The following is a 25,528-nucleotide window of genomic DNA, read 5'->3' as shown; positions in this document are numbered from 1 at the left end:
GAAATATAGAGATGAAAAACGGTCGGTCCGCCTGCACGCGAAACTAGCCGGACACTGTTAAATAGCGATTAATAATGAACTATAACTATTGATCCGGAACATCAATCGACCGCGAGTATGCTTCATCGCGAATATATTCGCCTTGTTTATTTCGGACCGCTTATTTGCCACAGTGCTGATATTTCTGCGCCGGCAATACGATACGGCCTTTCATCGGGGCGGCATTCATTGTTATGCGGGGTTGAAAGATTTGTGTTGCAGGAGCGCCGATGACCAAAACCCTGAAATGCGATGTGCTGGTGATCGGCACCGGCATTATCGGTTCCATGGCGGCGCTTTATCTGCAGAATGCCGGACGCGAGGTGGTGCTGCTGGAGCGCGGCGAGGTTGCCCGGGGCGCGAGTTCCGGCAATGCCGGCATTCTGGCCTTCCCCGAAATCCTCCCCATTCCCGCTCCCGGCATCATGAAAAAAGCGCCGCGCTGGCTGTTCGATCCGCTCGGCCCGCTCAGCGTGCCGCCCGCCTATGCGGCGAAGATCGCACCCTGGCTGTGGCGTTTCTGGCGCGCGAGCGCCGAGCGCAACTTTCGCCATGGGCTGAAGTCACTCACGGACATCAACCGGCTGGCTGCCATGGAAATGGCCCATGTCGCGGCGATGCCGGAACTCTCGCATCTCGTTTCGAAAACCGGCACGCTCGATCTTTATGACAGCGAGGCAAGTCTCAATGCTGCCCGCAGGGACTGGAACGAAAAGGAAAGCGCAGGCTTCACCTTTCAGCGCGTCGGCCGCCCCGAAATCGAGGAACTGCAGCCGGGTCTTGCGCCCCAGTTCCGCCATGCCATGTTTTCGCCGGATGGCCTGCAGGTCTCCGACCCTTACGATTTCACCCGCGCCATTTTCGATCTGGTAATAGCCCGCGGCGCCAGCCTGCGCAAAGGCGAGGCCGAACGCATCGACGCCGTCGGCGAAAGTACGATCGTGACGCTGGAAAACGGCGACAAGATCGATGCCGACAAAGTGGTGATCGCATGCGGCGCCTGGTCGAGAAAACTTGCCGCGACGCTTGGCAACATCGTGCCGCTGGAAACCGAACGTGGTTATAACACCACGCTTTCCGCCGAGGCTTTCAACCTGACGCGCCAGCTTTATTTCAACGATCATGGCTTCGTCGTCACTCCGCTATCGACGGGCATCCGTATTGGCGGCGCGGTCGAACTCGGCGGGCTGGAACTGAAGCCGAATTTCCGCCGTGCGGAAGCCATGCTGAAGAAAGCAGGACGTTTCCTGCCCGGCCTCAAACTGGAAGGCGGGAAACAATGGATGGGGTTCCGCCCGTCCATGCCGGACTGTCTTCCCGTCATCGGCACGGCACGCGCCACCCCGTCCGTCATCTATGCCTTCGGCCATGGCCATCTGGGGCTGACACAATCGGCAGCAACCGCCCGTCTGGTAACGCAACTGGCCAGCGGAGAGGATACGGAAATCTCGATCGATCCTTTCCGGCCGGGACGTTTTTCCTGAGTTCGGGAAGACGGAGCTATTTCACCGGCTGTATGGAACCGTCCGGAAACGCCACCTCGGCGAAGGACGGATAGACCTTGCGCAGGATCGTGACCTGCTGCTGGTCGCTCACCCGCAGCAAATACCAGTCCGCACCGTCCATCAGCGCCAGCGTGTGGGATTTCGCCTCTATCGTCTGGCCGCCAGTTTCCATCACCGTCCTGGTCGGAATGAGCGCATAGGGCGTTCCATCGGACGTTTGCGCAAGGCTGATCGCCTGCGTATCCATAGTGAACTCGGTTATCTTGACCGCGGCGAGCGCCATCTGCATCTGCGCGGTCAAGGCGCCACGCAATTGCTCCGCGGTAATACCCGCTTCGCCTGCGATGAATTCAAAGATTTTCGGCGGCACCGTCTTGCCGACGACATCGAAATCCTGCGTGCTCAAAGCCGTCTGAAATCGCTCTATCTGCGTACGAAGACTATCCTGCTCGGCAGGTGAGAGATCGCGTGACAAAGCGGGATGCGCAATCGCCACCAGCAGAAACAGACAATATAACATACGCTTCATGGCTTGGCCTTTCCGGTTATCCGGCATCGCCCGGTCCCCGGAACGGGAACCGCTCATGAACGGGATCGTTCAGCGCAGCAAAAAGAAACCCGCAGCCGACAGTACGACGAAGACGACCAGGCCACCAAGGAAGCCGGCGGTGGTGAAGAAACCCGCGACCATGGCCAGCATCAGCACGCACAGCATCATGGTGCCGTACTTCGTCAAGGCCAGAAAACCGTTATAGGTCTTTTCGTGCTCGGCGTAGTTCATCTCGGCGCCGACTTCGACAGGACCCGTGTGGTGTTCGCTCATTCCGCTTCCCCTTGTGCTCCATCCGTCATGCCCGTCACACGGTAAATCTGCCCGTGGACGATCACGGGCCAATGCCGGATTCTCCGTCACCAGAGGTAACATGAAGTCGCCGAAAAGCGCAATGCGTTCTCAGCGAAAGAGCGGCAATGGCATGCACCGTGACAGCGCAACCGGGCAAAACATGTCATTGGGCAACATTCTTTCGCAAACGGTTGAAAACGGCTGTCCGCCAAGCTGTTTCATGGTGGTTTTGGTTGCTTTTCGAACCGCCTGACCATACACGGGATTCTGTGGGGAGGAACTCTGGAGCCTGTGGCAGCGGAAGCACGTGGAGGCGTGGCCGCAGCAGGGGCACCGGGCTTTGCTCTCCGCCATAAACCCGCAAAGGGCCCGAAAAGGGAAGAGGGGAAAGTTATGAAATCGCTTTTAAAACTAAGCGCGCTGATAGACCTTGCAAGCGAAGCTCTGGGCAAGGTTGCCGGTTATCTCGTGCTCATCTGCTGCCTCGTCAGCGCCGGCAATGCCATGGTCCGTTATGCCTTCAATTACAGTTCGAACGGCTGGCTGGAAATCCAGTGGTACATGTTCGCTTTCATCGTGCTGATCGGCGCATCCTACACGCTGCGCATGAATGAACATGTGCGAGTGGACATCATTTATGGCGCGATTTCACCGCGCAGCCGCATCTGGGTGGACATTATCGGCATCGTGCTGTTCCTGCTTCCCGGCTGCTTTTACCTCGCCTGGCTTTCCTGGCCCATGTTCACGCTATCCTGGCATCAGAGCGAAATGTCCTCCAATGCCGGCGGCCTCATCCGCTGGCCGGTGAAATTCATCATCTTCGCGGGTTTCGCACTTCTGGTTCTTCAGGGTTTTTCCGAACTCATCAAGCGCATAGGCGCCCTCAACGGGCTTTATGCGCTCGATACGAAGTACGAAAAACCCCTGCAATGATCGCACCGATCTGAACCTTCAGGATATTTCCCATGTTCGAATATGGTATTCTTCCGCCACTGATGTTCCTCGGCATGATCATCTTCATGCTTTACGGATTTCCGGTTGCTTTCTCGCTCGCCACCGTCGGTCTCGTTTTCGGTGTCATCGGCATCTTCACGGAGCATTTTTCGCCGGCCTTTCTTCAGGCCCTGCCGCTGCGCATCTTCGGCATCGTCTCGAACGACCTTCTGCTGGCCATCCCCTTCTTCACCTTCATGGGCGCGATCCTCGAGCGATGCGGGCTTGCAGAGGATCTGCTTGAAGGAACGGGCAAGCTGTTCGGCGCCATTCCCGGCGGTCTCGCCTATGCCGTCATCATCGTCGGCGCGATCCTTGGTGCGATTACCGGCACGGTTGCCGCCTCGGTCATCACCATGGGCGTCATCTCACTGCCGATCATGCTGAAATATGGTTACAACCCGCGACTTGCCACCGGCGTCATCGCCGCATCGGGAACGATCACGCAGGTCATCCCGCCTTCGCTGGTGCTGATCGTGCTTGCCGACCAGCTCGGCAAATCCGTTGGCGACATGTACCTGGGCGCCATCGGCCCCTCGATCCTGCAGGTCGCCATCTTCATGCTCTTCATCCTGTTCATGTCGGTCGTGCGGCCGAAGGACCTGCCGGCGCTGCCGCCGGAAGCGCGGGGAGAACTCAACCGGGCGCTGGTGTTCCGCGTGCTGGCGGGCATGATCCCGTCCATCGTGCTGATCTTCCTCGTGCTGGGCACCATCTTCCTCGGCCTCGCAACGCCCACCGAAGCCGGTGCGCTCGGGGTCGTGGGCGCCATGGCGCTGGCCGCCGCGCACCGCCGCCTCACCTGGGACCTCATCAAGCAGGGCATGCATTCCACCATGCATATCACCTCCATGGTGGTGTTCATTCTGGTCGGCGCCACCTGCTTCTCCCTCGTCTTTCAGGGCATGGACGGTTCGCTCTGGATCGAGCATATGCTGTCGGGCATTCCGGGCGGCCCCATCGGCTTCCTGATCTTCGTCAACATCTTCATCTTCTTCCTCGCCTTCTTCCTCGATTTCTTCGAAATCGCCTTCATCGTCATTCCGATGCTGGCGCCGATCGCCCAGTCGCTCGGTATCGACCTCATCTGGTTCGGCGTTCTGATCTGCATCAACATGCAGACGAGCTTCATGCATCCGCCCTTCGGATTTGCGCTGTTCTACCTGCGCTCCATCGCGCCGCGCACGGTCAAGACATCGGATATCTACATGGGCGCGATTCCCTGGCTCGGCATGCAGCTCATCCTCGTCGCCATCGTGATCTTCTGGCCGGAATCCGTCACCTACTGGCTGGACAAGGCGCCCGAGGTCGATCTGAATTCCATAAAGATCGAAGTGCCCGCCTTCGGCAATCAGGGTGGCAACACCATGCCCAATTTCAGCCAGCCAGGTGGATTGCCAGGCATGCCGAATCTTGGCGAGCCCCCGAAGATCGGGCCCTGATCGGCGTCTTGTAAGGGCTAGGCGAAACGCTTATGATTGTGGAGTGGAAGACGGGAGTGCGCACCCGTCTTCCGTTTGCTTATCTGCTTAGAAAATTGAACCGGACGGAGACAGACCAGCTAGCCCCGGAGCCTGCTGCTTTTGCCCACAACGGAATTGATCGTAAATCATCCTTTGTTGTCGGATGCGTGAAGGTATGCGCGAACAACAAAAACCCCGGAGACCGAAATCCCCAGGGCCTTTGCTCGGTCCGCCGTCACCGAATAATCAGAGCTTGCCGTTACGCTGCTGGATCATCATGAAAGTATCGAACGTGTATTCCGCAAGCTGCATCCACAGATAACCTTCGCGCTTGAAGGCGACCTGATCTTCGTAGATCTTCTTGAAGTCCGGATTGGAGGCCGAAATATTGGCATAGACCTCCAGCGCAGCCTTGTAACAAGCCTCGAGGATTTCCTGGCTGAACGGCCTGAGCACCGCACCTTCAGAGACGAGCTGCTTGATGGCGATCGGGTTTTTCGCGTCGTATTTCGCCATCATGCTGGTGTTGGCGAAGGCACAGGCGTCCTGCAGCGCCGTCTGATAGTTTTTCGGCAGGCTGTTCCACTTCTCCAGATTGACGAAGGAATGGATGACCGGGCCACCTTCCCAGAATGCGGGATAATAGTAATATTTCGCCACCTTCTGGAAGCCGAGCTTGTGGTCGTCATATGGACCGACCCATTCCGCCGCGTCGATGGTGCCTTTTTCCAGCGCCGGATAGATATCGCCGCCAGCGATCTGCTGCGGCACCACGCCGAGCTTTTCCACCACCTTGCCGGCGAGACCCGCAATGCGCATCTTCACGCCCTTGAAATCGTCGACGGTGTTGATTTCCTTGCGGAACCAGCCGCCCATCTGCGCGCCGGTATTGCCCGAAATCATGCCGTAGAGATTGTGCTTGGCGTAAAACTCGTTGAGCAGCTTGTTGCCGTTGCCTTCATAGAACCATGAGTTCGTGAGGCGGGCATTGAGGCCGAAAGGTATTGCCGTGCCGATGGCGAAGGTCGGGTCCTTGCCGACGTAATAATAGGAGCAGGTGTGGCACATTTCCACCGTGCCGGATGATACGGCATCGGCCGCCTGCAGGCCGGGCACGATTTCACCGGCGGCAAAGGGCTGGATGGTGAAATTGCCGTCGGTTGCGGCGGCGACATGCTTGGCAATATCTTCCGCGCCGCCATAGATCGTGTCGAGCGATTTCGGAAACGACGACGTCAGGCGCCAATTGATCTTGGTATTTTGCTGTGCAATGGCGGGCGCGGCCAGCGCTGCTGTAGCAGCTCCCGCAAGCGCACCTTTTTTCATAAAGGAACGGCGATCCATCTATATCCTCCCAGATATGAACGCTGCCCGCAGCTTTGAATTCCCCTCGTTGCTGTTCAGGCATCGCAGCAAAGTAAGCACGGTTACGGCCCGGCTGACAAGCACCCGCAGCAAGAATTAATCGCGGAAAAACCGGCCTTTCCAGGAATTTTCGGAAACTCTGCTTCGTATTTTATTTCCAACTGAAATATCCCGGCATCGCCTTATACTTTAGGCGCATAAAGGATCCTCATAACGCAAAACGCGTGCTTGACTTGGTCAGCCGGCAGTCGCACAAATTTCGAAGATTCGTCCCGGAGCCACCATGCCAAAACCCATTATCGCCGTTCCCGCCGACATCCGGCATTTCACCGGAGCCGACTGGCACGCCGCGCAGAACCAGTATGTTTCCGCCGCGCTGAAGGTGGCTGGTGTCATGTCCTTCATTGTCCCGGCCTTCGAGGACGGAAACGAGGTCGACGCTATTCTCGACCGGGTGGACGGCCTGCTCGTGTCCGGCTCCGCCACCAATGTGCATCCTTCCCTTTACGGAAAAGAGGCGCAGGAAAGCGACGGCCCGTTCGATCAGGCCCGCGACGCCACCAGCCTGCCGCTCATTCGCCGCGCTATCGAGCGCGGCATCCCGATGCTGGCCATTTGCCGCGGCATTCAGGAGCTGAACGTCGCGCTGGGCGGTACGCTTGCGTCCGAAATTCAGGAACAGCCCGGCATATGGGACCATCGCAAGCCGGAACATGACGACCGCGACGTGGCCTTCGCCATTCGCCAGCCTGTGCACGTGCGCGAAGGCTCCTGCATCGCACAGCATCTCGGCATGTCGGGCGAAATCCAGATCAATTCGCTGCACCGGCAGGCAATCGCCGAGACCGCGCCACGCCTGCAGGTGGAGGCGACAGCGGCGGACGGCACCATCGAGGCCGTTTCAGTCATCGACGCCAAGGGATTTGCCGTCGGCGTGCAATGGCATCCGGAATATTGGGCTGAGACGGACGCGCCCTCCCGGGCACTGTTCGAGGCCTTCGGCAAGGCCGTGCACGACTATCGAAACAGCAAGGCATGAACCTTAGCTAATCCCCCCGGCTCATAAGAACACAAAAAGGGGCAAGCCTGAAGGCCTGCCCCAAGTCTGGGAGGAGGATTTAGCGCTTTGCGCGTTTCTTCTGTCGGTAGACGTCGGCAACGACCGCGGCCACGATGATCAGGCCCTTGACGATTTCCTGGTAATAGGCGTCCACCCGGAGGAAGGTGAAGCCCGACGTCATGACACCGAGGATGATGGTGCCGATCACCGTTCCGGTGATGCGGCCGGCACCGCCGGCGAGCGATGTGCCGCCGATAACGGCAGCGGCGATGGCGTCGAGTTCATACATCACGCCCATGCCGGCCTGCGCCGTCTGGGCGCGGGCGGCGGTGACGACACCGGCGAGACCGGCGAGCAGGCCAGCAATGGCATAGACCTTGATCAGATGCGCCTCGATATTGATACCGGACACGCGTGCCGCCTGCTGGTTGGCGCCGATGGCATAGGTAAACTTGCCGTAGCGAGTGTAACGCAGCGCCACGTGGAAGATGACGGCGACGACGAGGAACACCACGACCGGCCAGATGCCCGTGCCGATGAAGTTGAAACCGTCCGTCAGACCGGAGATCGGCTGACCCTTCGTATACCACTTGGAAAGACCACGCGCCGTCACCATCATGCCAAGCGTTGCGATGAAGGGCGGAATTTTGGTGCGGGCGATGAGTTGCCCGTTGATGAAGCCCGCAAGGGCGCCAGCCAATATGCCAACGGCGAGCGGTATGAAGAAGGGCAGATCGGTCAACCCCGGATAAAGCGCCCGCGGCCATGTGGACGATTGCGCCACGCTGGCGGACAGCATCGCCGTCAGGCCGACGACGGAACCGGAAGAGAGATCGATACCCCCGGTGATAATGACCTGCGTGACACCGACCGCGATGATGCCGATCACCGAGACCTGCAGGATCATGATCGTCAGGCGCTGCTGGTTCATCAGGAAGCTCTGGCCGATGAAAATCCAGCCGAGAATTTCATAAACCAGCGCGATGCCGATCAGCACGAAAAAGATATTGGCCTCCGGCGGGATGCGCCGGTGCGGCTTGCGTCCGGATTTTGCGTCCAACTCTGTGTTGGCGGCGGCGTTCGTATTCATAGTCATTCCTCCTCGAGAAATCCCGGCGCGCCTCACCGCGATGCGAGATCCATCACTTTAACCTGCGTGGCTTCACTTCTATCAAGGAAGCCCGTCACCCGACCTTCATGCATGACCATGACACGGTCGCTCATACCCAGAACCTCCGGCATTTCGGAGGAAATCATGATGACGGCGACGCCCTGGCGCGCCATCTCGCAAACCAGCTTATGAATTTCCGCCTTGGCTCCGACATCGATGCCGCGTGTCGGCTCATCCAGAATCAGAATGCGCGGCTTGGTCAGCATCCAGCGGCCGATCAGCACCTTTTGCTGGTTCCCGCCCGAGAGATTCTCGATGCGCTCGTAAAGATGCGGCGTCTTGACCCGGAGCTTGCGGCACATCTCCTCGCAGGCATCCGACAGCGCATTTTCCTGCACAAAGCCATTGGCGACATATTTGTCCTGCAGGACGGCGATCTGCATGTTCTCCAGAATATTCAGGATCAGCAGGCATCCCGTATCCTTGCGATCCTCCGTCAGAAACGCCATGCGGTGACTGATCGCCTTCGTCGGGCTGTCGATCGATACCGGCTTGCCGTCGATTGCAATCGTGCCCGAGGATGCGGGCGTTACACCGAACACCGTTTCCGCCACATTGGAGCGGCCCGATCCGACAAGGCCGGCAACGCCGAGAATTTCTCCGGCGCGCACCTCGAAGGAAACGTCGTGGAAAACGCCGTCGAGCGTGAGATTCTTGACCGAAAGCACCACGTCGCCGATCGGAACCTCTTCCTTCGGGAACATCTGGGTGATTTCACGGCCCACCATCATGCGGATGATGTCGTCACGCGTTACATCGGTCGAGGCGTGGGTGCCGATATATTTGCCGTCGCGGAAAACCGAAAATTCATCGGCGATCTCGAACAGCTCGTTCATCTTGTGGGTGATGTAGACGATACCGATACCGCGTTCCCGGAGATCGCGGATGATGCGGAAGAGATGCTCGACCTCGCGCTCCGTCAGTGCGGATGTCGGCTCGTCCATGATGAGAACGTCGGAATCATAGGAAACCGCCTTGGCGATCTCGACCATCTGGCGACTTGCCACCGAAAGCTCGCCGACGCGGGTTTCCGGGTCGAGATCGATGCCGAGCCTTTCCAGCAGCGTTTCGGTGCGGCGATACATTTCGCCATGGTCGATGAGGCCCAGCCGGTTTTTCGGCTCGCGGCGTATCCAGATGTTTTCCGCCACCGTCATATAGGCCATCAGGTTCAGTTCCTGGTGGATCATGGCAATGCCGTTTTCCAGCGCATCGAGCGGGGAATCGAGACGTATGTCGGCGCCTTTCAGGCGAATTTCGCCACTGTCCGGCTGGTAGATGCCGGCCAGTATCTTCATCAGCGTCGATTTTCCGGCGCCATTCTCGCCCATCAGCGCATGCACGGTGCCGCGCTTCAGCTTGAACTGCACATCATCAAGCGCCACGACGCCGGGAAATTCCTTGCGTATGCCTTCCGCCGCGAGAAGATACTCCGCATTCGGCACGGCTCCGCTGGCGCGCACGGCGGCCATTGTCGATGGACTGACGACCATCTCATCCTCCACAATAGACAAAAATGACCGGAAACAGGCTTTGCCAGATGGCGCACCCTTGCCTCCGGGGAGGCTTGCAGCGCCATGTCGATCACGACATGAAAGGCGCTGCAACACTTTGAATTCACTGAAATTCAATCGTAATCCGCTCGCGCACCGAAGCTTGTCTTCGGCGCCGTCGGAAACCGGCATCTGCCTCCAATGTCAATCTGAACGGGCGCAGATGCCGGAAGGCGGCCGTTAGTTCTTGGCCACGTAGTCCTTGACGTTTTCAGGCGTGACGAGCTGGAAAGGAATGTAGACCTTCTTCTCCACCTTGTCGCCCTTGACGAGCTTCAGCGCGGCATCGAGAGCGCCCTTGCCCTGCCCTGCCGCATCCTGGAACACCGTCACATCCAGATCGCCCGCCTGCATCGCGGCAAGGGCGTCCTGCGTGGCGTCAACGCCGGCGACGACATAGCTTTTCATGTCCTTGCCTGCGGCCTTCAGGGCCTGGATCGCGCCAATCGCCATTTCATCGTTGTTGGCGATGACGGCATTGAATTCGATACCGCTGGAAAGCCAGTTGGTGACGAGGTCGGAACCCTGCGTGCGCTGCCAGTTCGCGGTCTGCTCTTCAACAACCGAAATGCCCTTGCATTCGTCGGTCTTCAGAACGTCCTTGGCAGACTGCGTGCGCATGCGTGCCGCCTGGTTGGAAAGCTCACCCATCATGATGACCGCATTGCCCTTGCCACCGAGAAGGCGGCAAACTTCTTTCGCTTCAAGCGTGCCGGCCACCGTCTCGTCGGAGGCGACGAATGCCTGGCCGTCCGGCAGGCTATCGACGTTAACCGGCTGGCGGTTGACGTAAACCAGCGGAATCTTGGCGTCGGCGGCGAGCTTCGACATGGCCGCCGTCGCATCCGTATCAACCGGGTTGACGATGATCGCGTCGACCTTGGACGCGATGAAATTCTGGATCTGGCTCTGCTGCTTGGCGACGTCGTTCTGGGCGTCCTCGACCTGCAGGGTCACGCCCTTCAGTTCCTTGGAATAATCCTGCATGCCGTTGCGCAGCACGGTCAGGAAGTTGTCGTCGAACAGCGCCATCGAGACACCTACGGTCTCCGCATGCGCCGCCGTGCCCAGAAGCACAGACATGGCTGCGCCGATGATAAATTTCTTCATTGTTTTCTCCTCCTCGGTGTCCGGCGCCACCTCTCCCAGCCGGAGGCGAACCCGAGAGCCCGCCGCTACCTCCTCACAACCAGAAAACGGAATAATGAAACCGATTTTCTGTCTGTTCGATATATTTATTCCATTTTTGGTCCAAACGTCAATGCTTTCTTCACGGCAAGGCGGCGAAGCGGCACACAAGGCGGTGATGAGGCAGGATTTCAGGAGGAAGGAGTTTCGTGGCGGATTGCCGGGAACTGCGCCGAAGCTTCTTCAACGTTACCCGCACTCGTCAGGCGAGTATCGATAAGCCGTTGAAATCATGGATGCGCGGGCCGAAACAGAGGATCACGAAGAATATGGCGGAAGGTCCGTTTTCAATGCCGGACCCGCAGACCCCGCCATTGGCAAAGCCACCGGCGGGTCTCATCTTTTCGCTTAGCGCGCTCATGGGAGGCACCATTCCACCGGCGAAAATACGCGAGAAGGGAACAGGTTCAGCAGAATGGGCGTGTTGGTGCACCACGTTCTATCGATGCGAACCAGGCATTACATCGGCGGGAATCGGGCAGACATATTTGCTGCCCTCGGTCTTTTCCTGCCATTCCCTTTTAGCATTGGCGAGCAGTTCCGGCGAGGTCATCAGCGCAAAGCCGGTCGATGCGAGTGTTTTGGCGGCATGGGCCATGGCCTTGTGAGCGGCAGGGCTTTTGCCCTGCGCAACCACCTGCCAGGTATGCGGATTGGTGCCGATCGCCCAGGCGGGCGTCCAGCACTGCGCGGTTGGCGTCACCCAGCTGACATCACCGACATCGGTGGAGCCCGCCCGGAAATGCGACTGGCCCTCGAAATCGCGCAGACCGAGATGCAGGGGTGTCGACCCGTCGATCTTCCGGTTGGAAAAGACATCGCCCTTGATCTGATAGAGCCTGATGCTGCTTTTGATCGCCTCGTCGGTGAAAGTGTCCTGAATGCGTTTGGCAAAAGCGATATCCGCCTCGTCGAAGGCGATGGGGCCTAGCGCCACCATGTTTTCATGCATCGCCGTTTCCAGCGTGATGTTGGGCAGGAGATTGGTGGAGGCGGTATCGAAGACGATTTCCACCTCTGTTTCGGTCATCATCGCCGCGCCGCGCGCGACTTTGTCCACCCGCGCGGCAAGATCGAGCGCCTGGCGCATTTCCGGGGCTCGGATCAGATAGAGCACTTCCGCCCTGGCCTGCACCACATTCGCCGCCTTGCCGCCGGTATCGGTGATTGCATAATGCACCCGGCAATCCTGCGGCATGTGTTCGCGCAGGAAATTGACGCCGACATTCATCAGTTCGACGGCATCGAGCGCCGAGCGGCCCAGATGGGCAGCGTTGGAGGCATGAGCCGCGACACCCTTGAAACGGTAAAAATATTCCAGCACGGCCAGATTGTTGGTCGAGCGTACTCCGTTGAACGGTGCCGGGTGCCAAGTCAGCGCAGCATCGACATCGTCAAACAGGCCGGCACGCACCATGAAGGTCTTACCGGAACCGCCCTCCTCGCCGGGGCAGCCGTAATAACGGACGGTGCCGGGCAAATTATTGGCTTTCAGATGCCGGGCGAGCGCAATAGCGGCCATCAATGAGCCGACGCCGAGCAGGTTGTGGCCGCAGCCATGGCCGGTGGCGCCCACCCCACGCGGCTGCACCTCAGCCACATCGGCCACCTGGCTCATGCCGGCCAGCGCATCGAATTCACCGAGAAAAGCGATGACCGGCTTGCCGCTGCCGAATTCGCCGATGAAGGCCGTTTCCATGCCTGCCATGCCGCGGCGAACCGCAAAGCCGTTGCCCTCGAGCGCGCCCGCCAGAACGCCGGCAGATTGCTGTTCCTCGAATTTGAGTTCGGCAAAATCCCAGATGCTGTCGCTCAAGGTGGTGAAATCGGGCTTCATCGCCTCGACTTCGGCGGCAATCGACATCACGGCGTCACGGTTCATGGCTTGTCCTCGCATTTTTGCCCTTTACGGGCACGCGCAAGCGCTTCGGCGGATGCACCGCCAAATTCCTGCGCTTCATATTGGAAAGCCCGCGCCGGGGTCCGCCTCCGGCGCGGGCATAGTGAATCAGTTGTCGACCGAGACTTCCCAGAGGCGGGCGTTCGACTGCCAGACCGGCTGGCCCTTCAGCTTCTTCGTCGCGCCCCAGACATCGACCATGTCGTAAAGGAAGATGCCCGGCATTTCCTTCAGCATCAGTTCGTGGAACTCGTCGAAAATCATCTGGCGCTTCGTCTGGTCGGCTTCGACATAAGCCGCCTTCATCAGTTCTATCGCCTTCGGATCGTCCCACATCAGGGAGGCGTTTTTGTCCTTGTTGCCGACATAAAAGGCATACATCAGCGCCGGGTCGAGGCGCGGAGCGACCGACTGAGAGATCACCTGATAATTGCCGGAACGGCGGCGATCCACCTGGGTGGCATAGTCCAGCACCTCGATCTGCACGTTGAGACCCGCCTGCTGCATCATGGCCTGCGCCATGACGGCGGCCGGGAAGCTCGGCACGTTGCCACGCTTGTTGGCAATGATGGAAATCGGCTCGCCCTTGTAACCGGCGGCCTCCAGTTCCTTCTTCGCCGCCTCGACATCATAGGCCGGGCGCTTCTTCTGCGCCTCGTCATAATAAACCGAGTCCTGCGAGACCATCGAGCCGTTGGCTTCACCCGTGCCGTTCGATGCGGCAGCAACCAGCTCATCAAGATCGAGCGCCATCGCCATGGCGCGGCGCACGCCGGGATTGCTCAGAACCTTGTCGCGGGTTTGAATGTAGAACAGGTTCTTGCCGTTGTTGCGGGCAACGATCAGCTGCATCTTTTCATTGGTCTTGAATTCCGGAATGAGATCGGGAGAAATCTCGGCCGTATCGAGCACACCGGATTCAAGCCCGGCCTTCACCGTCGAAGCATCGGGAATGACCATGAACTTGATACCGTCGGCGAGCGGGCGCTTGGAGCCGACCATACCGTCCGGCTTGCCGTCATTTGCCGGCGAAACATAATCGGCAAATTTGGCGAGGCGGATATATTCGCCTTTCTTCCACTCGTCCCACTGGAACGGCCCGGTGCCGATGGGCTTGGCGAAGCTGCCATCGGCAGCAACCGATTCCGGCGAGATCATGCCGGTATAACCGCATTCCGGCCGCGACATCAGGCCAAGGAAAACGGCGGAGGGTTTTTCAAGGGTGATCTCGACCGTGGAGGCATCCGTGGCCTTGACGCCGATGACATGCGCTGCCCCGCCCTCGGCGAAATCGTTGAGGCACGCCCACTTCGTTTCCGGCTTCAGATAACGTGTCCAGTTCCAGACGACATCCTCTGCGGTGAGCGGCTTGCCATTGTGGAACTTCACATCCTTGCGCAGCTTGAACGTATAGGTCAGGCCGTCAGGCGCAACCTCGACGCTTTCGGCGAGAAGTGGCTTCACCTCTCCGGCATTGTTATAACCGACGAGGCCTTCGACGATGTGCAGGATAACCCCATCCGTATTGCCGTCGCGGTTCACGCCGGGATTGTTGCTGCGCAAATCCGAGCTTTGCGCGATGGTGATATCGCGGGCCGCCGCGATATTGGCGGTCACGAGCAGGACAACGCCTGCGAGAAGAAGTTTTTTCACTGTTCTACCCTCTTTGTTGTCATTGATTGTTATTGGTGAAAGCCGTCCCAGCAGGCCTGTGCCAGCCGGCCGATCGTTTCAAGCGCGATGGTGTATCCCGGCGTAGCGTCAGGCATCACCTGCGGCACCTCGTCGGTATAAGTGGTGATGATGAAGGACGGCGCGCCGTTTCTGTAGACGATGCCGGCATCCATGCGCCCGCGCTTGCCGCGACCGCTCTTGCTGGCCACCACAGCCTCGAAGGGCAGGCGGGATCGGATTCCATACCGCAAAATCTGGTTCTTCAGCGTCTGCATGGCCCACTCGCACAATTGCGGGCTGCAACCGAGCTTCGCCTGCGCTTCGGGCGAGGACTGGGCATCCAGAATTGTCTGCAGCAGAAGTACCTGATCCGCCGCCGACGTGGTGGTGACGGTTTTCAGCGGATGGTCGGCCGCCAGCGCCAGCGGCGGAATGAGGAAACGGTGATGGGTGTTGGCCATGCCAAGCGATTTGCAATAGCCGTCCACCTCTTCCAGCGTCAGCCTCTCCAGCACCATCTTGGTGCAGACGTTGTCGCTCAGCACCATCATGCCAGCGACGGCATCGCGTAGCGAAATGACGATGCCTGGCGTCATATAACGGAACATGCCGCTCGCAACCTCTTCCGCCAGCCGCTTTTCATAGGTAACGGGCTGGTCGAGATCGATCCGCCCTTCGCTGGCGGCTTTCAGCACAGCCATCATGATCGACGTCTTGCGGGTGCTGCCCGACGGCGTCTCCTCGTTTTCTCCCCGGCCGATCTCTTCACCGGTCAGGAGATTGCGCACCATGAAGCGCGTCACGAAAGGCTGTGCATCGCAGATCGCATTCAGTTGGGCAGCCACGGTCATAGTCATCTTCCTGTTAAACTTCATCTTCCAGACGCCATTTCAGTGTCACGCCGCCCTTTTCATTCTGGTCGAGGGCGGGAATGGCCGAGAGGAGCCGGCGCGTATAGGCCTCCCTCGGACTGTCGAAAATCGTATCGCGGTCACCCTCTTCGATGATGCGACCGTCCTGCATGACGACGACACGGTCGGCCACCTGCTCGACTACGCCGAGATCGTGGCTGATGAACAGGCAGGAAAAGCCGTAACGTTTCTGCAGATCGGAAAAGAGATCGAGCACCTGCGCCCGCACTGTCACGTCGAGCGCCGAGACCGGCTCGTCGGCGATCAGGAACCGCGGACGGCGGGCAATGGCGCGGGCAATCGCCACGCGCTGGCGCTGGCCGCCGGAAAGCTCGTGCGGATAGCGGGCGGCAAAGTCGGCGCCGAGCCCCACCTCCTCCAGCGTTTCCAGCGCCCGCTTGCGCTTGGCGGCCTGATCGAGACCGGGAACGAGACGTAGAGCCTCTTCCACCAGCGCCAGAATGGTCATGCGCGGATCGAGCGAGGAATAGGGATCCTGAAACACCATCTGGCAATTCAGGCGGTAATCCTTCCAGTCCTCGTTGCGCTCGCGGCCCTGAAAGCGGATATGCCCTTCGCTCTCCTGCACCAGCCCGGCGATGGTGCGGCCAAGCGTCGTCTTGCCGGAACCTGAACCGCCGACGAGCGCCACGACCTCGCCCTCATGAATGTCGATGCTGACGCCATGCAGCGCCCGCTTCGGTTTGGCCTTCTTCAGCAGAGATTTGCGGCCGGCATAATCCACAACGATATCGCGGGCCGAAACCATTGGCGCCTTGGAGGTGTCGATATTGCGTGGCTCGCCGCGGAACGGCAGGGAGGAAAGCAGTTTTTTCGTATAGGGGTGCTGCGGCGCATCCAGCAGATCCTCGGTGCGGCCCTGTTCGACGATAGCGCCTTTTTCCATCACCACGATACGGCTGGTATAACGTGCCACCATCGGCAGGTCGTGGCTGATGAGGAGAACGGCGGTGCCTTCCGCCCGCGTCAGCTCCACCATCAGTTCCATGACATCGCGCTGGATGACCGCGTCCAGCGCCGTCGTCGGCTCATCGGCGATCAGCAAAGCGGGTTTCAGCAGCATGACCGAGGCCAGCATGATGCGCTGGCGCATGCCGCCGGAAAACTCGTGCGGATAGGCCGTCAGCGCACCTTCCGGATCGCGGATGCCGACCCGGCGCAGCATGTCGAGAATTTTCTCGCGGCGCTCCTCCGGCGACAATTTGGTATGAAGGATCAGCCCCTCCTCCAGCTGCCGGCCTATCGTCATCGATGGGTTTAGGGAGGTCATCGGCTCCTGAAACACGACGCCGATCTCCGCGCCGCGCAGACGGCGAAGCTCCTTCACCGGCAGGGACATGACATCCTGCCCCTTGTAGATGATCGACCCGCCGGTGACGGCGATGGCCGGAGGCAGAAGCGAGATGAGCGCGCGGGTGGCAAGCGTCTTGCCCGAGCCGCTTTCGCCGACGATGCCGAAGATTTCACCCGCGGCAATATCGAAGGAGACATCCTTGACCACCCGGTGGCCGGTTCTGGCGACTTCGAGCGAAAGGCCGCGAACAGTGAGAAGTGTATTGTCTGTCATTTGAGACCTCTCATGCGCGGGTCAAGCCTGTCGCGAAGGGCATCGCCCAGAAGATTGATGCCAAGCAGCGTCAGCGCGATGCACAGACCGGGGAAAAGCCCGAGCCAGACGGCCTGCTGGATGAAGGGACGGCCGGCGGCCAGCATGTTGCCCCAGGTGGGCGCCGGCGGCGGCACGCCGAGGCCGAGGAAGGAGAGCGCGCTTTCCGACAGGATGGCCCAGCCGAACATGGAGGTGGCAAGAACCGTGATCGGCGCGATGCAATTGGGCAGGATGTGGCGGAACATGGTGTAGATCTCACCATTGCCCATTACCAGCGACGCCTCGATGAATTCCCGCTCACGCAGGGAAAGCACGGCACCGCGCACCACGCGGGCCATGGATGGCGTATAGGCGATGCCGAGCGCGAAGATGATGCCATACTGGTTGGCGCCGAAAACCGCGAGCAGGCCGAGCGCGAGCAGAATGCCCGGAAAAGCGAGAAGCGCATTGTTGATGGCCATGATGACGCCATCCACCCAGCCGCGCGCATAACCGCTGACGAGGCCGATCAGCGTGCCGCAGATCGTCGCGAAGCTGACCGTCAGAAAGCCGATCCAGACGCTGGCGCGGGCACCCACCATCAGGCGGCTCAAAACATCGCGCCCGAATTCGTCGGTGCCGAGAAGATGGCTCGGACCGGGTGCGGCGAGACGCGAGGCAAAGCCGAGCTTCATCGGGTCATAGGGCGTCCAGAACAGACCGGTTGCGGCGGTGATGAGCAGGAGGGCGATGAGAAAGCCGCCGATAAGCCCGTTAAGTGTGAACTTTTTCATTCGGCAACCACACGCGGATCGAAGAGGGGATAAAGAAGGTCGACGAACAGGTTGACCAGCACATAGGACAGCGAGACGAACAGCAGGCAGCCTTGAATGACGGGGTAATCGCGGGCGAAAATACTGTCGACCATCAGCCGCCCGAGGCCGGGAATGGTGAACACCGTCTCGATGACGGCGATGCCGCCGAGAAGATTGCCGAGGATAAGGCCGATCATCGTCCATGTCGGGCCGAAGGCGTTCTTGAAGGCGTGCCGCCAGAGAACGGCGCTTTCCGAAAGGCCCTTGGCGCGGGCATGGGTGATGTAATCCAGCCGCAGCACTTCCAGCGTGGAGGCACGCGCCATGCGGATCAGAACGCCCATCTCATGGATCACCAGCGTCATGACGGGCAGGACGAGATAGAGCATGCCACCGACGAGATTGTCGCTGATCGACACATATCCGAGCACCGGCAACCAGCCGAGTTTGAGGCCGAAAAACAGGAGAAGCAGAAGACCCAGCCAGAATGTCGGAATGGACAGAAGCAGGGTCGCCGTTCCCACCAGTGCAAGATCGGTGAGGCTGTTCTGTTTCCAGGCGGCGATCACACCGGCCGGAACAGCAATCAGGCTGGCGAGCAGCACCGCGACCACGACGATCTCGGCGCTGACGAGAAAACGCGAGACGACCAGCGGCAGCACCGCCTCATCATTGACGATGGAGCGGCCGAAATCGCCCTGCACCACATTGCCGGCCCAGATGAGGAACTGTTGCGGCATGGATTTGTCGAGGCCGAGTTCGGTCCTCATCGCCTCTATCTGCTCCGGTTGCGCCATGTCGCCCAGCATCAGCGCAGCCGGATCGCCCGGAATGAAGCGGATGAGCGCAAAGACCGTGATCGACACGAATGCGATCGTCGGCAGCGCCATCAAAAGACGGCTCAGTATGAATCTTATCATCGGTTCCCCACGATTGATGGCAGGGAATGGTATCCCGCCTCTATCGGTTTCGTTGTTGGTGACTATGACGGATTGATAAATAAGGCGCAATATTATGCATAAACGTCATATATCTATGCAGAATGACGGCGTGTTTCATCCTGATGAGGACAATGAGATTTTCCGCTCAAAATCCCGTTTTCAGTCGATTTTTTGCGAAAGCTGGATTTCCCGCTTCAAGGCATCGCTCAGCGCCTGCGCAGCGATGGACAGCGGTGCGCCGGAAGCACGGGCTAGGCCGAATTCCTGTGTGGCCTGCGGAACGAATGGCCGGGCAACGACGGGAAGATGCCGGTAGAGGTTCGCATAAAAACTGCTGATGATCGTGACCCCCAGCCCATGCGCGACATAGGCGCAGGCGGAACTGTTGGTGTGGGTCTCGATCTTCACCATCGGCTTGACGCCGGCCTTCTTGAAGACCTGATCGAGCGCCATGCGGTTCGGCCGCTGCCGGCCGATCAGGATAAGCGGAACATTGCGCAGGTCCTTGACGGTGATTTCCTCAAGCTTGGCCAAGGGATGATCCTCCCGAACCACGCAGACACTCTTGCCACTCGCAACACGCTCGACATCGATGCCCGGCCCGATCTCGCCTTCCATCCGCAGGAAACCGAGATCGATCACCCGCTCGCCGACGAGCTTGTTGATGGCGGTCGTTGTTTCGAAAAATGTCTCGATGCGAACGCCAGGAAAATCCCGGACATAGTCGATCAGCATGGCAGGCGCAAAATTTTCCCACATGCTGCTCGGCAGTCCGATCCGGACGATCTCCGGACCGGCCGCGCCATTGCGCAAATCCTCGGCGTGGCCGGACATGCGGTCCACGGCAAGCAGCACGTTTTCCGCATCCCGCGCAAGAAGGACCGCCTCCGGTGTCGGTATCAGTCGCCCCTTGTCACGGGCAAACAGCGTCAGCGACAAATCCGCCTCAAGCTGCGCCAGAAGCCGGCTGATACCGGACTGGCTGAGACCCATGGCCTTCGCGGTGGCGATGGTGGAGCCGGTGGAAAGAAGCGTGCGCAGAACTTCGAGCTGCTTGATGTTCATGAGGCCAGCACCATGGGTGAAGAGACGAGCCGGTTTCGGTTCAGACGTTTTGCCGCCGATAGACCTTGATGTCACCGGTTTTTTTACGCCGCCACTTGGCCGGCACCGTCGCCGGTTACAATTCCACCTCATAGACCGCGTCATGGGTGGCCACACGCGCCTCTCCCGATGGCGTCACCCAGCCGCGAAACATGCCTGATGTATTATAGGGCGCGGATATGCCGCCTTCGGCATCGATTGCGACGAGACCCGCGCCGATATCATAGGGCGCCAGATCCTTGTGGACCAGATCGCCGGCGGCGGTCTCCAGATCCTGCCCGAGATAGGCAACGCGCGACGCGATCTCGTGGCCGACAACATAACGGATGAAAAACTCGCCCTTGCCGGTACCGGAAACGGCGCAGGCCCCATCCCGCGCATAGGTGCCAGCCCCGATCACCGGGCTATCGCCCACCCGGCCATCAGGCTTGTTGGTGTAACCGCCGGTCGAAGTAGCCGCCGCGAGATGCCCCGCCGCATCGAGCGCCACCGCACCGACGGTTCCGTGTTTTTCGTTTTCCGTCGCTTCCGTACCGGCGGAGGCATGGCGCTTCATCGCCGCCAGCGCCTCAAGGCGCTTTTGGGTGGTGAAATAGGATTGCGGCTCGGTGGCGAGTCCCTTTTCCTTCGCGAAGCGGTCGGCCGCCTCTCCCGTCAGATAGACGGCACGCTCATCCGCCATCAGCGCACGGGCCGCCTTTACCGGGTTGCGGATGGCGCGAGAGGCGCTGATCGCACCTGCCGCCAGCGTTTCACCATCCATGATCGAGGCATCGAGTTCGTGAATGCCGTTTTCGTTGAGCGCCGCCCCGTGGCCGGCATTGAAATGCGGACTGTCCTCCATGACGACGACCGCCGCCTCAACCGCTTCAAGCGCCGTTCCGCCAGCCTTCAGCACGCCATAACCGGCACGCAGGGCCGCTGCCAGATCGTCGCGCGCAGCAGCCCACTCCCCGGCCGTCATGCTGTCTTCCGGCATCACGCCGCAACCACCGTGAATGGCCAGTGCGATCTTCGTCATGTGCTCACTCCCTCGTCGCCCCACCAGCGGCAGGGCCTCTTAGCATCAATTAAAGGCGATATCGCCGATGACCCGCACGCGGACCCGCCGCGCGCCGCCAGGCAAATAGGCGATCGGAATATCTTCCACCTCAAGCGTCTTGAGGCTCGCCCGCTCCGCGCCCGAAGCGACCGCCGCGTTCTGCGCCTCGGTCTCGGCTTTCGCAAGGGCTTCATCGCGGCTCAGGCCGGAAAAGACCTGATCGACCTCGCCGGAAACCTGCGCCATCGCCGCGCCCAGCGCATTGGCAACGCCGGCATTTTCCACGCGCAGCACTTCCGACGCACCCGGAACCGTCTCGGGGATCAGGAATGCTCCGCCGCCGACAGCAACCAACGGCACGTCTTCGGCGGATGTCTTCATCTGGTCGAAACTGTCGGCCACCATGTCACGGATGCGTTGAAGCGTGGCCTGCACGAAAGCCGGATCGAGGTCTTTTACTCGGTCGCGGTCACCCATCTCGATCAGACCGGCGGCAACCGCGATATCCGATGTGGTCAGCGTCTCACCGCCGAAAACGCGGGCTTCCGTCAGGATGCGATAACCGACCGAGCGCGGACCGATCTTGCCCGTCTCAAGGTCAACGATGGTGCCGCCGCCGAGCGCAATCGGCAGAAGATCGGGCATACGAAAGAGCGTGCGCACCCCACCGATATGAACGATATTGTTCGCCTCGCGCGGAAAACCGCCGACAAGGCAGCCGATATCGGAGGTGGTGCCGCCGACATCCACCACCATGGCATCGGAAAGCCCGGTGAGGAAGGCCGCACCGCGCATCGAATTGGTGGGGCCGGACGCGAAACTGTGCACGGGGTTGGCAGCCGCGACGTCCGCGAGCGCCACGGTGCCGTCATTCTGGGTCAGATAGAACGGCGCTTTTACGCCCGCTTCGCGCAGTGCATCCGAAAATGCCTGAACCGTGGTCTTGCCGAGCGTTTGCAGCGCTGCGTTCAGAAGGGCGACGTTCTCGCGCTCAAGCAGCCCAATGCGGCCGAGCGTATGGGAAAGCGTGATGCGTGCATCGGGGATCACCGAACGGACAATCTCCGCCGCCCTCACCTCGCACTCCGTCGTCAGCGGTGAGAAGGTCGCGGAAATGGCGATGGAGTTGATGCCCGCATCGCGGATTTTCATCGCCGCTTCGCGGATCTCATCGGGAACCATGGGCACTAGCGGACTGCCGTCATATTCATGGCCGCCATGCACCATGAAGATCAGCGGATCGACCGCATCGCGCAGATCCCCCGGCCAGTCGCACATCGGCGGTAGCGAAGAGCCGGTCGGCAGCGCGATGCGGATGGCAGCAACCCGCTCCAGCCGTGCGCGCTCCACCACCGCATTGGTAAAGTGCGTGGTGCCGATCATCACCGCATCAATCGGCCGGTCCGCCGCGCCGACATGGCCCGCCACATGGGCAAGCGCCGCCTTTACGCCGGACAGGACATCCTGCGTGGTCGGAACCTTGATGGAAGCGACGATGGTGTCTCCATCGATCAGAACGGCATCCGTATTGGTGCCGCCAACGTCAATACCGATGCGTTTCATGGGAATACCGATCTGAAATCAATGTCATAACCGAAGGCGCGCGGGCCGACGGCGGCGATGCCGGCAGGTGTTGTCAAAAGCTCCGGCGCCGGCAGGGCGACAACCGTGACACGCTGGCCGTAACGCACCGATTCCGTACCGATGGCGCCACCGGAAACCGTATCGAGAAGGCAGAGCAGGTCCGGCGTCATGGCGACTGGCTGGCCATCGCGGAAGGCAACGGCCCACTCATTCTGGAAGGCGAGCTTCATACGCGAACCACGGTCGGCATCGATACCTTCAACGGTCGTGCTGCCGCGCAGGAAACCACCTGTGGTTTCACGCGCCACATCCACCACCTTGCCGCGGAACAGCTGCTTGCCGCCCTCGTGGTCGAGAACCGCCTGAACCGGATCGTCATGGCGCGCACGGGCTGCCATCACCGCGCGCCCGAGTTCGGTCGCCTTGGTGACGGTGTAATGAATACCCCATTCCTTCACTTCCTTGCCGGTGCGGGGGGCCTTGCATGTGGCGGCGGTGGAGCCTACTTCGGTGCAGACCTTGCGCGATATGCGCTCCATCCATTTCCAGGAAGCCGCGCGGGTCACGATCACCTCATTGTCGCGTACATCGACCAGCGACAGCGGAAACATCGGCAGGTTGCCGATGGCGAAAGATGTCATCTGCGCTTCGGGATAGGCGCGTCCCATGGCGTCCGCATTCACGACCGGCCGGTCGAGAACGGCGGCGGCGAGGAAGGAAGAAAGCGCATTGGAACCGCCGATTTCAACGCTCATGATCGCCCGGAACGGCTTGCCGAGATAATCCTCCATCACCTCGACGGCACGGGCGAGATGCACGGGATCACCCAGTCGTTCCTGACCGACAAGCGGCGCACCCATCTTGGAGACGACGGCAACCATGTCGTCATCGGCAAGCGCCATGGGATCCATGACCTTCACCCGCCGCCCCTCGGCATAGAGACGCCGCAGATTGAGCGTCGAGATATAGGGGTTGCCGCCGCCACCCGTTCCCAGAATCCAGGCACCGGTGGCCAGAGGTTCGATATCGTCTTCGGAAAATTCCTGGATCATGCGTCATCCTCGGGCATGCCGCAGCCTCTCCGGCCGCAGGCGATGCTCCTTCCCTTTGAAGTTCAAAGTCTGCCAACCCCGCCATTGTGGCGGGGCCGGTTTTCATGAGGTCAAGATCACTCGGCCTTGCAGTCCCAATGGAAGTTGGAGAAGTTCAGGTCCCAGCTCTGCATGGGAATGAACTCGTAACCCTGCAGGCACTTGTTCGCCGCATAACGGCGGTTGGGCGCAACCGCCCAGACGTCAGGCTGAAGATCGACGATCTTCGTCTGCATTTCCTTGTAGGTGGCGTTCTGCTCGTTGACGTCGGTGGTGGAGCGAACCTTGTCAATCAAGCCGTCGATTTCCGCATTCTGCAGCCATTCCATCGACATCCAGGTACCGGAGGCCTTGGAGTGATACTGGTTGTAGAACATCGAATCCGGCGACGGATAGGTCGGCGAGATGTTCACCTGCGTCGATGCCGGCGTCGTTTCCGGCTTGGAGGACAGCTCAACGATGCGGTTCCACGGCTCCGGCTTGATATCGAGCGTGATGCCGATCTGCTCGAGGCTGGATTGCAGAAGCAAGGCCACTTCCGCCTCGAAGGCGAGCGACGCGACATAGCTGTTAACGAGCGTGATTTTCTGGCCGGCATATTTCGACTTCGCCAGCTCTTCCTTGGCCTTTTCCAGATCGTAGACGCCCGGCTGGATATCGCCGTTATGCGCATCCTTGAACGCGTCGGAAAGCGGCCCCTTCATATCGAAGCCCGGATAGATCACTTCCTGGATCGTCTTGTAGTCGGTCGCATAGGCGATGGCGCGGCGAACGTGGACGTCGTCGGTCGGATAGACCTTGGTGTTGAGTTTGATGACGAAACCACCGGCGGTGCGGGTCTGGATCAACTTGTAACCCTTCATGCGGCCGATGGATTCATAGGTGTCGTTGCCAAGCCCGTGCGAGGAAAGGCCGAGTTCGCCCTTTTCCGCCAGCGCCTTGACGGTGGCGTCGTCGCTGGTCTGCACGAAGCGTACTTCGTCGATGGGCTTGCCCTTCGTCCAGCCGAGGAAATAATCGGCATTGCGGGCGATGACCATATCGGCAGAACGGTTGTAGCTGACCAGCTTGTAGGGGCCGGAACCGGCGGAATGTTCCCCGACATAAGCCTCACCCCATTTGTCTTCGGGCTTGGCATTGGCTTCGATCAGCGTTTTGTTCATCGCCATCATCAGCGGCGTCGCCGCCATGAAGGGCGAGAACTGGCGCTCGATCTTCATGACCAGCGTGGCATCGTCAGGCGCGGTGACGTTTTCGGGCTTCAGAACGCCGACGATGAGGTTCGACGGGCCCTTGTTGATGCCGAGCAGGCGCTGGATCGACCAGGCAAGATCGGCAGCCTTCACCGCCGTGCCATCCTGAAACTTCGCATCGTCTCGCAGGTGGAAGGTATAGGTCAGGCCGTCCGGCGAAATATCCCAGGATTTCGCCAGATGCGGCACGATTTCGCCCTTGGCGTTCACCGTGGTCAGGCCGTCATACATGTTCACGATGGCCATGTAGCCGGTGTAATCGGTCACCTTCGCCGGGTCGAGCGAGCTGAATATCTGCATGGTGTTGACCGCAACTGACACCCTGTCTTCCGCAATGGCTGCGGAAGAAACAAACGGCAGCACGAGCGCCGTGCCGAGCGCCAGCGCGGCGAGACGGGAAGAAAGTACAGGCATTTTCATTAT

Annotated in this window: 22 protein-coding genes; 4 read left to right on the top strand and 18 right to left on the bottom strand. The window is 60.0% G+C overall.

The window, feature by feature from the left end; all coding sequences use genetic code 11:
- Window positions 1–269 precede the first annotated feature (269 nt).
- Window positions 270–1,523: an NAD(P)/FAD-dependent oxidoreductase gene (locus tag PIB16_RS13165; RefSeq protein ID WP_271045723.1), complete on the top strand. Its 1,254-nt coding sequence runs from the start codon at window positions 270–272 to the stop codon at window positions 1,521–1,523.
- A 16-nt stretch (window positions 1,524–1,539) separates the two neighbouring features.
- On the opposite strand, the gene PIB16_RS13160 is transcribed toward PIB16_RS13165, so the two are convergent.
- A complete protein-coding gene (locus PIB16_RS13160; protein WP_271045722.1) occupies window positions 1,540–2,073 on the bottom strand; it encodes a hypothetical protein in 534 nt (177 codons plus the stop codon).
- Window positions 2,074–2,142: 69 nt separating this feature from the next.
- Window positions 2,143–2,367 carry an aa3-type cytochrome c oxidase subunit IV gene (locus PIB16_RS13155; RefSeq protein WP_003524572.1) on the bottom strand — a complete coding sequence of 75 codons (225 nt, stop codon included), beginning with the start codon at window positions 2,365–2,367 and terminating at the stop codon, window positions 2,143–2,145.
- A 414-nt stretch (window positions 2,368–2,781) separates the two neighbouring features.
- Here PIB16_RS13155 and PIB16_RS13150 point away from each other — a divergent pair, with 414 nt between their 5' ends.
- Both PIB16_RS13150 and PIB16_RS13145 read left to right on the top strand, forming a co-directional pair.
- Window positions 2,782–3,321 (top strand): TRAP transporter small permease subunit, encoded by a 540-nt coding sequence (locus tag PIB16_RS13150; protein WP_065657269.1) that lies wholly within the window; start codon window positions 2,782–2,784, stop codon window positions 3,319–3,321.
- A gap of 32 nt (window positions 3,322–3,353) precedes the next feature.
- The gene (locus PIB16_RS13145; protein WP_078052517.1) at window positions 3,354–4,823 is read left to right on the top strand and encodes a TRAP transporter large permease; all 1,470 of its coding nucleotides are present in this window, start codon (window positions 3,354–3,356) and stop codon (window positions 4,821–4,823) included.
- Window positions 4,824–5,090: 267 nt separating this feature from the next.
- Here PIB16_RS13145 and PIB16_RS13140 read toward each other — a convergent pair whose 3' ends face one another.
- Complete coding sequence (locus PIB16_RS13140; protein WP_003524575.1) at window positions 5,091–6,188, bottom strand: TRAP transporter substrate-binding protein; 1,098 nt, start codon at window positions 6,186–6,188, stop codon at window positions 5,091–5,093.
- 304 nt (window positions 6,189–6,492) lie between these two features.
- Here PIB16_RS13140 and PIB16_RS13135 point away from each other — a divergent pair, with 304 nt between their 5' ends.
- Window positions 6,493–7,248 carry a gamma-glutamyl-gamma-aminobutyrate hydrolase family protein gene (locus tag PIB16_RS13135; RefSeq protein WP_003524581.1) on the top strand — a complete coding sequence of 252 codons (756 nt, stop codon included), beginning with the start codon at window positions 6,493–6,495 and terminating at the stop codon, window positions 7,246–7,248.
- 79 nt (window positions 7,249–7,327) lie between these two features.
- Here PIB16_RS13135 and PIB16_RS13130 read toward each other — a convergent pair whose 3' ends face one another.
- The 15 genes from PIB16_RS13130 to PIB16_RS13060 form a co-directional block, all read right to left on the bottom strand.
- Entirely contained in the window at window positions 7,328–8,359 is a 1,032-nt protein-coding gene (locus PIB16_RS13130; RefSeq protein ID WP_003524582.1) for an ABC transporter permease, read from the bottom strand.
- Window positions 8,360–8,391: 32 nt separating this feature from the next.
- Complete coding sequence (locus PIB16_RS13125; RefSeq protein ID WP_080857299.1) at window positions 8,392–9,933, bottom strand: sugar ABC transporter ATP-binding protein; 1,542 nt, start codon at window positions 9,931–9,933, stop codon at window positions 8,392–8,394.
- Between the two features lie 240 nt (window positions 9,934–10,173).
- Window positions 10,174–11,103 (bottom strand): sugar ABC transporter substrate-binding protein, encoded by a 930-nt coding sequence (locus PIB16_RS13120; RefSeq protein WP_003524584.1) that lies wholly within the window; start codon window positions 11,101–11,103, stop codon window positions 10,174–10,176.
- 280 nt (window positions 11,104–11,383) lie between these two features.
- Window positions 11,384–11,542, bottom strand: a complete 159-nt coding sequence (locus PIB16_RS13115) for a hypothetical protein (RefSeq protein ID WP_271045721.1) — start codon at window positions 11,540–11,542, stop codon at window positions 11,384–11,386.
- A gap of 78 nt (window positions 11,543–11,620) precedes the next feature.
- Entirely contained in the window at window positions 11,621–13,063 is a 1,443-nt protein-coding gene (locus PIB16_RS13110) for a M20 family metallopeptidase (protein WP_271045720.1), read from the bottom strand.
- 126 nt (window positions 13,064–13,189) lie between these two features.
- On the bottom strand, window positions 13,190–14,734 hold the full coding sequence (locus PIB16_RS13105; RefSeq protein WP_271045719.1) for an ABC transporter substrate-binding protein: 1,545 nt from the start codon (window positions 14,732–14,734) through the stop codon (window positions 13,190–13,192).
- Window positions 14,735–14,763: 29 nt separating this feature from the next.
- Complete coding sequence (locus PIB16_RS13100; protein WP_271045718.1) at window positions 14,764–15,606, bottom strand: serine hydrolase; 843 nt, start codon at window positions 15,604–15,606, stop codon at window positions 14,764–14,766.
- 13 nt (window positions 15,607–15,619) lie between these two features.
- Window positions 15,620–17,254 carry an ABC transporter ATP-binding protein gene (locus tag PIB16_RS13095; protein ID WP_271045717.1) on the bottom strand — a complete coding sequence of 545 codons (1,635 nt, stop codon included), beginning with the start codon at window positions 17,252–17,254 and terminating at the stop codon, window positions 15,620–15,622.
- Complete coding sequence (locus tag PIB16_RS13090) at window positions 17,251–18,069, bottom strand: ABC transporter permease (protein WP_271045716.1); 819 nt, start codon at window positions 18,067–18,069, stop codon at window positions 17,251–17,253. The genes PIB16_RS13095 and PIB16_RS13090 overlap by 4 nt, the downstream gene beginning before the upstream one ends.
- Entirely contained in the window at window positions 18,066–19,010 is a 945-nt protein-coding gene (locus PIB16_RS13085) for an ABC transporter permease (protein WP_003524593.1), read from the bottom strand. Before PIB16_RS13085 ends, PIB16_RS13090 begins: the two co-directional genes overlap by 4 nt.
- Before the next feature lie 180 nt (window positions 19,011–19,190).
- A complete protein-coding gene (locus tag PIB16_RS13080) occupies window positions 19,191–20,096 on the bottom strand; it encodes a LysR family transcriptional regulator (RefSeq protein WP_125145754.1) in 906 nt (301 codons plus the stop codon).
- Window positions 20,097–20,211: 115 nt separating this feature from the next.
- Entirely contained in the window at window positions 20,212–21,156 is a 945-nt protein-coding gene (locus PIB16_RS13075) for an isoaspartyl peptidase/L-asparaginase family protein (protein ID WP_174036852.1), read from the bottom strand.
- Between the two features lie 45 nt (window positions 21,157–21,201).
- Complete coding sequence (locus PIB16_RS13070) at window positions 21,202–22,740, bottom strand: hydantoinase/oxoprolinase family protein (protein WP_271045715.1); 1,539 nt, start codon at window positions 22,738–22,740, stop codon at window positions 21,202–21,204.
- The gene (locus tag PIB16_RS13065) at window positions 22,737–23,813 is read right to left on the bottom strand and encodes a DUF917 domain-containing protein (RefSeq protein ID WP_271045714.1); all 1,077 of its coding nucleotides are present in this window, start codon (window positions 23,811–23,813) and stop codon (window positions 22,737–22,739) included. Before PIB16_RS13065 ends, PIB16_RS13070 begins: the two co-directional genes overlap by 4 nt.
- 116 nt (window positions 23,814–23,929) lie before the next feature.
- A complete protein-coding gene (locus tag PIB16_RS13060) occupies window positions 23,930–25,525 on the bottom strand; it encodes an ABC transporter substrate-binding protein (protein WP_271045713.1) in 1,596 nt (531 codons plus the stop codon).
- Window positions 25,526–25,528: the final 3 nt, after the last annotated feature.

Source organism: Agrobacterium sp. ST15.13.015, from assembly GCF_027871645.1.
Lineage (GTDB): Bacteria > Pseudomonadota > Alphaproteobacteria > Rhizobiales > Rhizobiaceae > Agrobacterium > Agrobacterium leguminum.
The sequence above is the reverse complement of the archived record's forward strand: the minus strand, read 5'-3'. Positions and strand labels throughout refer to the sequence as shown.

What these genes read in the sequence shown, in the direction of transcription:
- PIB16_RS13155 (WP_003524572.1), bottom strand. Translation starts at nt 2,367, where the DNA reads ATGAGCGAACACCACACGGGTCCTGTCGAAGTCGGCGCCGAGATGAAC.
- PIB16_RS13075 (WP_174036852.1), bottom strand. Translation starts at nt 21,156, where the DNA reads ATGACGAAGATCGCACTGGCCATTCACGGTGGTTGCGGCGTGATGCCG.
- PIB16_RS13135 (WP_003524581.1), top strand. Translation starts at nt 6,493, where the DNA reads ATGCCAAAACCCATTATCGCCGTTCCCGCCGACATCCGGCATTTCACC.
- PIB16_RS13125 (WP_080857299.1), bottom strand. Translation starts at nt 9,933, where the DNA reads ATGGTCGTCAGTCCATCGACAATGGCCGCCGTGCGCGCCAGCGGAGCC.
- PIB16_RS13115 (WP_271045721.1), bottom strand. Translation starts at nt 11,542, where the DNA reads ATGAGCGCGCTAAGCGAAAAGATGAGACCCGCCGGTGGCTTTGCCAAT.
- PIB16_RS13100 (WP_271045718.1), bottom strand. Translation starts at nt 15,606, where the DNA reads ATGACCGTGGCTGCCCAACTGAATGCGATCTGCGATGCACAGCCTTTC.
- PIB16_RS13095 (WP_271045717.1), bottom strand. Translation starts at nt 17,254, where the DNA reads ATGACAGACAATACACTTCTCACTGTTCGCGGCCTTTCGCTCGAAGTC.
- PIB16_RS13160 (WP_271045722.1), bottom strand. Translation starts at nt 2,073, where the DNA reads ATGAAGCGTATGTTATATTGTCTGTTTCTGCTGGTGGCGATTGCGCAT.
- PIB16_RS13070 (WP_271045715.1), bottom strand. Translation starts at nt 22,740, where the DNA reads ATGAAACGCATCGGTATTGACGTTGGCGGCACCAATACGGATGCCGTT.
- PIB16_RS13065 (WP_271045714.1), bottom strand. Translation starts at nt 23,813, where the DNA reads ATGATCCAGGAATTTTCCGAAGACGATATCGAACCTCTGGCCACCGGT.
- PIB16_RS13165 (WP_271045723.1), top strand. Translation starts at nt 270, where the DNA reads ATGACCAAAACCCTGAAATGCGATGTGCTGGTGATCGGCACCGGCATT.
- PIB16_RS13090 (WP_271045716.1), bottom strand. Translation starts at nt 18,069, where the DNA reads ATGAAAAAGTTCACACTTAACGGGCTTATCGGCGGCTTTCTCATCGCC.
- PIB16_RS13145 (WP_078052517.1), top strand. Translation starts at nt 3,354, where the DNA reads ATGTTCGAATATGGTATTCTTCCGCCACTGATGTTCCTCGGCATGATC.
- PIB16_RS13110 (WP_271045720.1), bottom strand. Translation starts at nt 13,063, where the DNA reads ATGAACCGTGACGCCGTGATGTCGATTGCCGCCGAAGTCGAGGCGATG.
- PIB16_RS13060 (WP_271045713.1), bottom strand. Translation starts at nt 25,525, where the DNA reads ATGAAAATGCCTGTACTTTCTTCCCGTCTCGCCGCGCTGGCGCTCGGC.
- PIB16_RS13130 (WP_003524582.1), bottom strand. Translation starts at nt 8,359, where the DNA reads ATGAATACGAACGCCGCCGCCAACACAGAGTTGGACGCAAAATCCGGA.
- PIB16_RS13085 (WP_003524593.1), bottom strand. Translation starts at nt 19,010, where the DNA reads ATGATAAGATTCATACTGAGCCGTCTTTTGATGGCGCTGCCGACGATC.
- PIB16_RS13080 (WP_125145754.1), bottom strand. Translation starts at nt 20,096, where the DNA reads ATGAACATCAAGCAGCTCGAAGTTCTGCGCACGCTTCTTTCCACCGGC.
- PIB16_RS13150 (WP_065657269.1), top strand. Translation starts at nt 2,782, where the DNA reads ATGAAATCGCTTTTAAAACTAAGCGCGCTGATAGACCTTGCAAGCGAA.
- PIB16_RS13120 (WP_003524584.1), bottom strand. Translation starts at nt 11,103, where the DNA reads ATGAAGAAATTTATCATCGGCGCAGCCATGTCTGTGCTTCTGGGCACG.
- PIB16_RS13140 (WP_003524575.1), bottom strand. Translation starts at nt 6,188, where the DNA reads ATGGATCGCCGTTCCTTTATGAAAAAAGGTGCGCTTGCGGGAGCTGCT.